Below are 11,305 nucleotides of genomic sequence, written 5' to 3'. Positions count from 1 at the left end.
CCCTGAATACTTATCCATCTGTCTATGTATATACATGGTCATGCCATTTTATCATGTATATACATGGTTGATTAGTTAATTTTCCGAGATTTTTTTTCTTATCCCGGTTTTCTGTTCCATTGATACTCACGCCCCTAAATAGGTGATTTAGTACCCGAATTTTAAGCACCTCACAAAATCGCATTGCTCCCTTCGTAACAGGAGCATCGACTCTAATTAAATGAGAGGGGCGGGAGATGACACTCCCCCTCGACTCAACCAGTTTTTCAGTTTCGGTTTGTTGAGAAATCAACATCGCCTGATAAACTTCCTGTAACTTTTATATTTGGTGTGATCTGGCTATTTATGGAACCAGCAGGACTTTTCTTCCCTGAATGGTTTTAATGGGGATGGTGGGGTTATGGTGGATTGTTTTTACTTTCCTTACTAATTGCGATCGCACTGAACCTTCCTCGTTTTTCGGTTTCCAGGTCATTGCCTTCACCCAGCCAGTTTTGCGCTTCGGACAAGAACTATTCAGCGACATTCTAATTCGTTCAAGGGGCGTTTCGCAACATATTTAAATAGGTTTAAGATGGGCGAAAATTACCTGGGGTTCACCGTCTTGCCATTCATACTTACCCCAGCCTTTACGAATAATTTCAGGCGGCAGATTTTGAATAGGGTTATTTTTTAAGACAAGCTTTGTGAGATTAGTGAGTTGTGCGATCACATCCGGCACAATTGCGATTTGGTTGTTATTGAGGTCGAGTCTTGTGAGATGGGTAAGTTGTGCAATTGCATCCGGCACAATTGCGATTTGGTTGTTACTGAGGTCGAGTCTTGTGAGATGGATGAGTTGTAAGATCGTGTCCGGCACAACTGCAATTTGATTATAAGAGAGGACAAGCTCTGTGAGATTAGTGAGTTGTGCGATCGCATCCGGCACAACGGCGATTTGGTTGCTACAGAGGTAAAGCGTTGTGAGATTAGTGAGTTGTGCGATCGCGTCCGGCATAAAGGCGATTTGGTTGCTACAGAGGTCGAGCTTTGTGAGATTAGTGAGTTGTGCGATCGCATCCGGCACAACGGCGATTTGATTGGCATAGAGGACAAGCTCTGTGAGATTGGTGAGTTGGGCAATTGCATCCGGTACAATGGCGATTTGATTTTCAAAGAGGCGAAGCGTCGTGAGATTAGTGAGTTGTGCAATTGCATCCGGTACAACGGCGATTTGGTTGTCAGAGAGGGAAAGTTCTGTGAGATTGGTAAGTTGTGCGATCGCATCCGGCACAATTTTGATATCGCAACTATTGACGCGAAGCGTTGTGAGATTAGTGAGTTGTGTGATCGCCTCTGGAATCACTTGAATTGGGTTGAAAGAGAGGTCAAGCATTTTCAATTGGGTCAACCGCCCAATTTCTGGTGGGACTTCTGTGAGTTCCTTCCCCAATAGGTTAAGCGCTTCCCAGTTTTCGGTGTAGGCGCGATCAATAAGGGCAATGTGCTTTTGGGAATCACTCATGGATTGAACCTCTAAATAATGCTGACAATAAAATTCATTCATATACTACCAGGAGTAACGATCTACTTTGCCTAGCCCTTGATCAAGTACTGAATGGCACTAAGAAAAGCTTTAAGCTGTGTAGAATAAGGGCTACAGCTTTAATACCCACTCCCGCAGTCATGGTAAGCTGTTGGACATTTAAGTTGCAATAACAGCATTACCTTTATTCTTAATCTTTCTATCCCATTTAATAATTAACTCACCATCATTAAGCAATCTATCTAATAAATTTTGCAAATCTGGAACAGATTTAAATAAGCGGTGTACTATGTATTCTTTGGCTGAGTGCCAAACTAATTCAGCCAAATTAAAATCGGGACTATAGGGAGGTAAAAAATAAAGTTGTATATTTGGCATTTTTTGTTCTATTTTTTCTATAATATCTTTCTTTTTGTGATAACTGGCGTTATCTAGTATGAGCAGTATTTTCATCCCAGAGGTAATGAAAGTATCTCCTAAGTTTCCTTGACTAATCCATTCATTTTTGATAGATGCATATAAATTTTTGATTTGCTCATAAAAACTTACTGAGTTTCCTTTATCAATAAAAAAACACGTTCTTTTTTTATCGTGATATCGAACACCTCCCATGACATTTACTTTACCTCTACTACGTTGACCAGTTACTTTTTTTCGACTACCTTTTTTCACCCAGATTCTACGCCTAATTACTCTCAGGCTGAAACCACTTTCATCCCAAAACCAGATTTGGAGCTTATCTGGGTTAGCTTTTGACGCTTCTAAGTATCCTCTTAACTTTTCTTTAAACGCTTCCCTCTTTTTCGAGTCTTGTCTGTCTTCCAGGGTGTATTTTGCCCAGAGGTAAGCGTACTTTTTTTGTTCTAATATCCTCCTTACTTGCTTGCCTGTTAATTCAATTCCAGTTTGTTCTGCCATATATGTCGCTAATCGTTCACCCGTCCATCTTCCGAATTCATATCCAAATTCTGATGGTTCTTTTTCAATCACTGACAACAGTAGCTCTATATATACATCTGTAACTTTACGATGATTCCCTTGCTCTCGCTTATCTTTTAAACTTTCTAGATTATCTGGGTCTGCGTGAACGCACCAATATGCTACGCTTCGATAGCTGCAACCCAAAAAATCACTGATTTCTTGGTAAGTCTTGCCATCATTCATTAACAACAGTATGAGTACTCGTTCACGCAAATGCTTGTCATCGCTTTCTCTGACAGTTTTTTGCAGATTCTCTAGTTGACCTGGTGTGAGAAAACCTTTTGCTGGCATGGGAATTGATTCAGTATTTCTCCAATTTCCATTTTATGCAAATTAAAGGTACAGCAGCTTACTAGTTCAGCGTTACGTGTGTTCCAAGCATCCTCTGCGATTCGGACTTTTTGGATAGCGGATTCATTATCGAAAGGCGGCAGGGGTAGTCGAGGATTTTCGGGGTTGTTCATAGTATGGGTTCTGTTGCAAAAACTTCTTAGTGTCTGTCTCAAATTGTTGTCATTTGTGTTGCCTTAAGCCAGAGCGGCGGAAGCCGCCGCTCAACAGGGCTATTTCATTCTAAATGTAGAGACAATATGGTAGAATGCAGCACAAATACTAGGATATTGCGTCTACTACTGTGTCTGAAATCGAAATTATAAAAGCCTTTGTAGATATAAAAGACCCCCGTCGCCGCGCTGGACAGCGACATAATCTTCCATTATGCCTAGCACTGTTCACATTGGCGATCGCCGCAGGCAATAAAGGATTTTTAGCAATTGGAGATTGGATTCTAAGTTATCGTGAGCAGTTGATTGACCTTTTTAAACCCACAAAAAATAGGCTCCCTTCTTACAGTACAGTACGTCGTACTTTATTACACATAAATTATGAACAGTATTCCGTATGCCTCGCAAATTTCTTTGACATCAAACCAGTCCCTGGGGAAACTGTAGCGATGGATGGTAAAGTCCTCAAGCGCTCATATCAAGTTGAAAATGATAATCCAAATTCTGATTCTCATCCAGCAATTATGTTGGTCAGCGCCTATCTTGTAGAGCGTGGATTGATTTTGGAACCTTGTGAGGTTGATGCCAAAAGCAACGAAATTAAAGCTTTACCAGAATTGATTGAAAAACTTGCTCTCAAGGGAGTTGTTTTTGCATTTGATGCTATTAATACCCAAAAAAAACTTGCAAGTTGATTATAGAAAGTAGGAATAATTATATCGGTGCTTTAAAAGGTAATCAATCGGGTTTGTTTAAAGATGTTAAAAAGAACTTTCTAGCCGAATCGACTTATCAGCAGATAAATAAAGGGCATGGTCGAGTCGAAAAACGTATTTGTCAAAATCTTGATGGTATTCGTCCATGACCCGGACTTACCACTTTGATTCAAGTCAAATCAGACCTTTGAGGGTTTTCACACACAATGTTATTGAAGTAACTAATGAAACCCGTTATTAGATTTCGTCTTTAAGTGAAACTGCTCAAGAAATAGCTGAACGGATTAGAGGATATTGGGGTGTTGAAAATAAAGTCCACTACGTCCGTGATGTTACCCAAGGTGAAGATGCATCCAGAATTCGTACTACCCCTGCGATCCAGATATTTGCACTCGCTCGGAACTTTTCACTAAATTTATACCGGGATAACATGTTCAACAATATGGCGCAAGCTCAACGTTTATGTTCTTTTGGATTAGACACACTCAAGCGGCTTTTTAGAATGAAATAGCCCTGCTTAAGCGCCATGCTGAATACTACCAAAATCAGCAGATATTAGTTCATCGATTAAGTTATCTATTAAAACATCCTGTCACAATTATCGAATATGATGAAAAACCTTTTTTAATAGTTTCTGGTGAGGTGTATTGTCTTGTTTCCCGCTTTATTATTGGCAACGGAATATCATCCAATACGGTTCGGTTAAAGGGGAAAGGGAAAAGGGGAAAGGTTTTGAATACATCCTTTACCCTTTACCCCTTAACCTTTCCCCAGACCACACTCGATTGTGAAAAATGCTTATCCGAACCGTATTGGAATATCATCGTCGTTGGCAAGTGGAAAGTACCATTGATGAACTCAAAGTCCATCTTTTAGGGCGCAAAACTTTGATTCGTTCTCTCAATCCCCGTGAAGTTGTTCAGGAAATTTATGGCTGGTTGCTTGGAGATTGGGCTGTGCGTTCACTCATGTTCCAAGTTGCCGAATCTGCCCATATCTCCCCTTTACGTTTAAGTTTTACTGGCACACTGAATATTGTCCGTCGCGCTATTCCCAAATTTCAGCGACTCCAAACAGAAGAATTTCCTTTTTTTTCACCTGGCTTGTAAAAGAAATTTTGGATGAGCAGATTCCAGAACCCGAAGGTAGAAGTAATCCGCGTGTAGTCAAAAAAACTAGAGCCAAATTCCCTTCCAAGAAACCACTACATAGAGGGCAAAGAGCTAAATTAGAAACACTCACTTTTTCTATACTTAATACCGCTTAGAGCTTAACCGAACCGTATTGGCTCCGCTCCAATATTGAAGAACCATTAAAACTTGGTCTTCAATAATTAATTTAGGACGGCGACCTGGTTTCTTCTTCTTTTGAGCATCAGCTTTAACTATATCAACCATTAACCCAAAGGTTTTACGGCTCACTCCACATAAGCGTTTGAACTCCCCTTCTGAAAGTGTTTCTAGCTCGCTATATGCCATTGTTTCTCCTCCACTACTATGCTACCAGTGTCTTTATTGTCCTATCTGCGATCGCCAGCTGGCACACTGTCTCACTATTCATGCAGGAGGTCTACTGTCCTTGAGTCATTTTGTGCTTCTTAGTCTAAAGTCCAGATTTAAAGTATAAGGAAATACTCGTGTTTATCTGATTCATCCCGCATTTATGCAACGCCGCTTTTTATATAATGATGTGTGAATGCCCTATCTGCGTGAAAATACTAAAAAATTAGAACTGTGATTAATTTAAAATTAATCACATCTTAATATTACTTTAGTAGGTTAATTAGATAAATTGAGGCTCTGATTCTAGGTTTTTTAATTTAGCTTATTTTTCCATTAAGATCCATGCCCAGCAAGGGTTTTATGAATCACGTGCGTTTGCACTGAGTAGCTGGGTAGTTATACAAGTAAATTTACTAACTAAGTAAATTGAGAATTAGGCAAATGAAGAGTCACATTACACTCTCTAAAAATCCAAAAACAGGTTGGGAAAATGCCCAAACCCCAAATGCAACACCTCAGTTGACATCAAGACCTTTCGCTCCCATTAGTAAACAGACGACATCACCAATTGCTCATCGACAGCAAGAACAGACAGAGGGATTAGTTCAAAGAAAAACGAATTTGTTAGAAATCTCTGGTTTAACGGCAGCACCAAAAAATCTAGTTCAGGCAAAGTTGAGAATTGGGCAATCAGGGGATAAATATGAGCAGGAAGCAGATGCCCTAGTACCTCAAGTGGTACAGCGTCTTCATATGCCGACGCCAGGTGCAAACACGGATATGAGGAACCAATATAAGAGTGCGAGCCAACGCATGAAAGATAACATATTATTGCAACGATCACCAAAGCATCAACCAGAAATACCGACACCAAAAACGAATTTGCTCAAACGAGCAGCAATGGGTACAAAGGGGCAGATAATGTCGCATACTCAAATGATTCTGCAACGACAAGAGGACAGCGGAAATGGAATGACGGCTGGACCAGATTTAGATCTGTTTTTTCGTCAAGGAGAATCTAACCCAGGTATACAACTTGAAGGGTCTGTTTCCAACGTCAGTTCCCAAGTCGTACAGCGTGTTGAGCAAGAACAAGAAGAAAAAATGGATATTGATAGTGAGGAACCAGATTTATCCTCAAAGACTAAAAAACGCAAGATAACAGGTAATGAGGAAAAACCTCATAAAAAAATAAAGCAATCCAATCAAGAGCAGGAAGATAATAAAACTTATTTGCAAGGTATTAGAAAAAAACTTGGAGAAAAACTGGGGCGAAAAAATAAACCAATAAGTCAAGTAGAGCTTAATAGTCTAATAGGTGAAATCAGATGGGCTACAAAATTTTTGAACATTTATTATACTAAAGCAATTCTTCCAGAAGATCGAGAAAAGGTGGATAATTTATTAAAAAAATCTCGAACAGAACTTGAGGAAATCTTAAAAAGTTCTGAAGTTAATAAACCTACTAAAAAGCAGGAAGATAATAGAACTTATCTACAAGGTATCAGAGAAACACTTGGAGAAAAACTGGAGAGAAAAAATAAATCAATAGCCCAAGCAGAGCTTAGTTTTTTAATAGGTAGAGACTCCGCGTGGGCTATGGGAGTTGAGACGGGTGCAACTAAAGCAATTAAGCCCGCAGATCAAGATAAGCTGAAAGATTTATTAACTAAATCTAAGCCACAACTTGAGAATCTTTTGAAAGATTTCGGACTTAATAAACTTAGTGAAAAGCAGGAAGGGAATAAAACTTATATACAAGGTATCAGAGAAAAACTTGGAGCAAAACTGGAGCGAAAAAATAAATTAATAGCTTTAAAAGAGCTTGATGATCTACTTGGTAGAGTCAACTGGTCTGCAAATATTGGGACGGGTCAGATTCAAGAAATTAAGCCAGAATATCGAGAGAAGCTGGAAGATTTATTAACTAAATCTAAAACACAACTTGAGAATCTTTTGAAAGATTGCAAAGCTAATAAATTTACTGAGGAGCAGAAACTTAATAAAACTATTGTAGAAAATACTAGAAAAAAACTTGGAAAAAGGCTAGGGCGAGGAAATGAACCAATAAACCGATTAGAACTTGATACTTTAATGGATAAAAATGTCTTTTCCCTGCTGATTGAGACTGGTAAGCATAAAAAAATGGCGCTAGAAGATAAACAGAAGCTGAAAGATTTATTAACTAAATCTCCATCAGAACTTAAGAAACTCTTGAATATTAAAGAGCAGAAAGGTAATAAAACTTATTTAGTACGTGTTAGAAAAGAACTTGGGCAAAAGCTGGGGCGAAACAATGAACCAATAACCCAATTAGAGCTTGATACTCTACTTGGTAAAAGCGAATGGTCTGTAGGTATTGAGATGGGTTATAAAATAATTCAGCCAGAATATCAAGAGAAGCTGGATAATTTATTAGCTAAATCTCCATTAGAATTTAAGAAACTCTTTAAACTATCTGTTCAAGATCAGGAAGGGAATAAAACTTATTTAGTAGATGTTAGAAAAAAACTTGGGAAAACGCTGGGGCAAAACAATGAACCAATAACCCAATTAGAGCTTGATACTTTACTTGGCAAGACCGAATGGTCTGTAAATATTGAGACGGGTCAAATTAGAACAATTCAGCTAGAAGATCAAGAGAAGCTGAAAGATTTATTAACTAAATCTCAGCAAGAACTTGAGAATCTTTTTAAAGATTACGAAGCTAATAAATTTACTGAGGAGCCGGAAGATAATATAACTTATCTACGAGGTATCAGAAAAAAACTTGGGGAAACGCTGGAGCGAAGCCATCAACGAATAGACGGAGAAGAACTTGATGCTCTAATAGGTAAAACAGGTTTTTCTGAGAATACTGAGAAAGATAAGTATAAAGAAATTGCGCCAGACGATAAAGAGAAGCTGAAAGATTTATTAACTAAATCTAAGCCAGAACTTAAGAATCTTTTTAAAGATTACAGAGCTAAGAAAGATGCTGAGAATGAAGAGCAGAAAGATAATAAAACTTATTTACTTGGTGTTAGAAAAAAACTTGGGAAAAAGCTGGGGCGAGGGACTCAACCAATAACCCGAGAAGAACTTAATGCTTTAATAGGTAAAACAGGTTTCTCTGAGGATACTGAGAAAGATACAGATACAGAAATTGCGCCAGAAAATAAACAGAAGCTGAAAAGTATATTAGATAAACCTCGATTAGAACTTGAGAATTTTTTGAAATATTACAAAGATAGTATATTTACTGAGGGGCAGGAAGATAGTCAAACTTATTTAGTAGGTGTTAGAAAAGAACTTGGGAAAAACCTGGGGCGAGGGAAGCAACCAATAACCCGAATAGAACTTGATGCTCTAATGGATCAAGAAAATTTCTCTAGGAATACTGAGAATGCTACATATAAAATAATTGCGTCAGAAGATAAACAGAAGCTGAATAGTATATTAGATCAATCTAAATCAAAATCAGGTCTTGCAAATATTAAGTTATTACTTGAACCTTACGAAGAAGCCAGAACTCAAAAGAACAATGAACTATTAAAGCAGAGTCAGGCGCTGGCAAAACCTTTGCTTGATCAGAATCCAAATCTTGGTTCAAAAAAAAAGGGACGCCAGGTTGGTTTTATAGTAACAGATGATTCTGCACGCTCTCTGGACTATGACTCTCAGCAAACAAGCGGATCTCAGAGGCTATCAACATATGCCTCTACGCTGGCACTGGCTAATTGGCCAAGAGGAGCGGAGTTTCAGGGATCAATAAAACATGATCGTACAAGCATAGCCTTATCCAGTAATTACAACAAAATTAACGCATACTGCAGGAATTCGATTAAGATGGCTAGTGATCTCCAAAATTTAGCAGCGAAATCGCTCATAAATCAGAACATAGAGGCAATGTCACGCGAAGATGCAATGAACAACAGAGATATTCGGCACGCTCTGAAATTGTACGAGCGATTGCCGCTTCACCTGGAACTTGATGCAGACGTATTGGTTCCGCAAAGTTCGCCTAGTCAACATGGAATTCATGCCGAAATACGAATTGTAAGCGGGAAAAAATGGAACAAAAGCGATTGGGATGCTCCCAGCGGCACTAAATATCCTTGCTTGGGTTGTTATTTGCATCTCAATAGTCAGGAAATTGAAATCGGACATTTCCATGGACCACTATGGCTGACAAATGCAGGACTTAGCCAACAACTGAAAGCCAGTTTAAAGGGCAAAAATGACATTTCTGAAATGAGCAGTACTGAGATAAGTGACACCGCAGAACTACTGGCTACCTCCTACGCTCAGCGTCCCCATGATTCGGAATTTGTAATGGGGCTCCCCCGTTCCGGAAAGCCAACTTATGACCAAAATGCAGATTCAGATTCCGACCTTGATGAAGAAACTTTTACTAGTGTAGTGAAGCGGGTAAAAGCACATCAGAGCGGTGCACTGCCAACCAGATTAAAAAAAGATGTCAATGGTCGATTCATCAATCAGACTGTTGGAGATGGCAATTGTTTTTTTCATGCTGTCTATGAAGCTATGTATAACATCCGTTCCACACAAGCTGATCAAGCAACAATTCGTGAAAGGGTTATACATGAATTACTAGAGAATACTCACATCCTACAAGATGTACTAGGTCAAATCCCTGACGACAACGCAATAACTCAAGAAATAGATAATTTAGGTGAAGGGCAGTGGACTCAAGACTACCACCCTGGACTTGTCGCCACGGCATTAGGTTTGACCATTGTCATTTACCATGAACAGGGCGGAGTGGAAGAGACTATTAGTCCTTTACACAATAGACCCTCACACGCAACCATATATATGAGTTTTACTGGTAATCACTTTAACTCACATACCCACAATCCCTTATCTCAATGAGCTCTAGTAAATTGACTTCAATGGGGGGAATTGTTTGACCCCAAGGCAGGGGGATCTTATCCGAACCGTATTGGCACCAGAGCCACCAGAGCGTTTTCAAGTCATCCGAGGAGTTGTGTATTTCAAATCAATAGGTACTACTTTAACTCTGGATTACTCACTCCGCACCCCACAAAATGATGAAATTTGTCGGCGTTTTCTCCATTTCATGGTGCAATCTTACTTGTTTGAGAATGCACAACTTTGGCAACTTAGTGCGGGGAAACCTTTTTTTGAGAAGGTTCCGTATCAAAAATTTGGTGCGATCTCAATGTTTCGAGGATTTTCAGTCCGTCCATTTTTTACCGAATATGGGTAAATTGGACTTTGTGTTGACGTGCAACATAAGTTTATTAGCCAATATCCCTTACCTACTTACTTAACAGAGCAATCATTTCAACAGTACAAAGCAAAGCACTGCATTTACCATTACGGCCATCAATGGTATGAAATTCAATTGAGTGAGCTTTCGGACTTGAATGCAATGGAAGAAAGGATTCCAGACGGGAATAATTTGATTTCTTTACTTGACTACATAATAAAACATTCTCGTAAGCCAATTCCAGAAGACTTGGCATCTATATCTCAAAATGCAGGTGTGATTCATTACTTCAATAATCAGAATCAAGACCGGGCAGCGATCGCTAGGTTATGTTATTTGGTCTATGACACAGCAGATCCTGTTGTCCAGAAATATCATTCACATACCATTTTGAAACCTGAAATCCGTTATTTTGCAATTTATCAACTCGTTAAAAAGTACCTTCGAGAGATTAAGTTTGGCAACATTACGCTTAAAGTTGCCACCCTACCCGAACAGGTTTCACAAAAAATATTTGCACTTCCTGATTACCAATTTGGTAATAACCATCGGTTATCAGTTCGGGGTACTAAAGGAACAACGCAAGTAACCTTGGATCAACTTGGGCGCAAAAGATTAGAACTTTTGAGTAGTCCAAAAGCTGGAATGTATGTGCAAGAACCATTTGATCGTCAATATCTTTTGCTACCTCAAACTGTTGGAGATAGTTTTGGCTCTAAGTTTGTTCAGGATCTTACAAAAACTGTTAGTATCCGCTCAGAAAACCGGGGCAGGGAGAAAAAAGTAAGTAAGTGCGTCGTAGAATATGAAACATGACGCAACAATCATCACCAGATCAAGAA

The 11,305-nt window shown here is 39.0% G+C and carries 8 protein-coding genes and 2 pseudogenes; 5 read left to right on the top strand and 5 right to left on the bottom strand.

The window, feature by feature from the left end:
* Positions 1-343: 343 nt before the first annotated feature.
* The 4 genes from V7K21_RS07745 to V7K21_RS07730 all read right to left on the bottom strand — a co-directional run bounded on the left by V7K21_RS07745 (position 344) and on the right by V7K21_RS07730 (position 2,970).
* Positions 344-526: a hypothetical protein gene (locus tag V7K21_RS07745; RefSeq protein WP_335173031.1), complete on the bottom strand. Its 183-nt coding sequence runs from the start codon at positions 524-526 to the stop codon at positions 344-346.
* A gap of 33 nt (positions 527-559) precedes the next feature.
* Positions 560-1,504 carry a leucine-rich repeat domain-containing protein gene (locus V7K21_RS07740; RefSeq protein ID WP_335173029.1) on the bottom strand — a complete coding sequence of 315 codons (945 nt, stop codon included), beginning with the start codon at positions 1,502-1,504 and terminating at the stop codon, positions 560-562.
* Positions 1,505-1,684: 180 nt separating this feature from the next.
* Positions 1,685-2,797 carry an IS630 family transposase gene (locus tag V7K21_RS07735; RefSeq protein ID WP_335173027.1) on the bottom strand — a complete coding sequence of 371 codons (1,113 nt, stop codon included), beginning with the start codon at positions 2,795-2,797 and terminating at the stop codon, positions 1,685-1,687.
* A complete protein-coding gene (locus tag V7K21_RS07730) occupies positions 2,761-2,970 on the bottom strand; it encodes a DUF1348 family protein (RefSeq protein ID WP_335173025.1) in 210 nt (69 codons plus the stop codon). Before V7K21_RS07730 ends, V7K21_RS07735 begins: the two co-directional genes overlap by 37 nt.
* Before the next feature lie 170 nt (positions 2,971-3,140).
* On the opposite strand from V7K21_RS07730, the gene V7K21_RS07725 reads away from it, so the two are divergent.
* Together V7K21_RS07725 and V7K21_RS07720 are read left to right on the top strand one after the other, a co-directional pair.
* A complete protein-coding gene (locus V7K21_RS07725) occupies positions 3,141-3,704 on the top strand; it encodes an ISAs1 family transposase (RefSeq protein ID WP_335173023.1) in 564 nt (187 codons plus the stop codon).
* An 836-nt stretch (positions 3,705-4,540) separates the two neighbouring features.
* Positions 4,541-4,834: pseudogene (locus tag V7K21_RS07720) on the top strand (IS4 family transposase); the annotation flags it as partial.
* A gap of 189 nt (positions 4,835-5,023) precedes the next feature.
* Here the strand turns inward: V7K21_RS07720 and V7K21_RS07715 are convergent.
* Positions 5,024-5,203 (bottom strand): annotated as a pseudogene (locus V7K21_RS07715) (IS5/IS1182 family transposase); the annotation flags it as partial.
* Between the two features lie 465 nt (positions 5,204-5,668).
* Between V7K21_RS07715 and V7K21_RS07710 the strand changes: the two are divergent.
* From V7K21_RS07710 to V7K21_RS07700, 3 genes are all read left to right on the top strand, one after another.
* Positions 5,669-10,102, top strand: coding sequence for a hypothetical protein (locus tag V7K21_RS07710; protein ID WP_335173021.1), 4,434 nt, complete (start codon positions 5,669-5,671; stop codon positions 10,100-10,102).
* A 70-nt stretch (positions 10,103-10,172) separates the two neighbouring features.
* Positions 10,173-10,460: a hypothetical protein gene (locus V7K21_RS07705; RefSeq protein ID WP_335173019.1), complete on the top strand. Its 288-nt coding sequence runs from the start codon at positions 10,173-10,175 to the stop codon at positions 10,458-10,460.
* 165 nt (positions 10,461-10,625) lie between these two features.
* On the top strand, positions 10,626-11,279 hold the full coding sequence (locus V7K21_RS07700) for a hypothetical protein (RefSeq protein WP_335173017.1): 654 nt from the start codon (positions 10,626-10,628) through the stop codon (positions 11,277-11,279).
* Positions 11,280-11,305: the final 26 nt, after the last annotated feature.

Source organism: Nostoc sp. (genome assembly GCF_036919595.1).
Lineage (GTDB): Bacteria > Cyanobacteriota > Cyanobacteriia > Cyanobacteriales > Nostocaceae > Nostoc.
This window is presented reverse-complemented; position numbering and strand designations above follow the sequence as displayed.

Excerpts from the sequence above, each read along its gene's own strand:
- V7K21_RS07745 (WP_335173031.1), bottom strand. The coding sequence starts at position 526 with ATGTCGCTGAATAGTTCTTGTCCGAAGCGCAAAACTGGCTGGGTGAAG.
- V7K21_RS07740 (WP_335173029.1), bottom strand. The coding sequence starts at position 1,504 with ATGAGTGATTCCCAAAAGCACATTGCCCTTATTGATCGCGCCTACACC.
- V7K21_RS07735 (WP_335173027.1), bottom strand. The coding sequence starts at position 2,797 with ATGCCAGCAAAAGGTTTTCTCACACCAGGTCAACTAGAGAATCTGCAA.
- V7K21_RS07730 (WP_335173025.1), bottom strand. The coding sequence starts at position 2,970 with ATGAACAACCCCGAAAATCCTCGACTACCCCTGCCGCCTTTCGATAAT.
- V7K21_RS07710 (WP_335173021.1), top strand. The coding sequence starts at position 5,669 with ATGAAGAGTCACATTACACTCTCTAAAAATCCAAAAACAGGTTGGGAA.
- V7K21_RS07700 (WP_335173017.1), top strand. The coding sequence starts at position 10,626 with ATGGAAGAAAGGATTCCAGACGGGAATAATTTGATTTCTTTACTTGAC.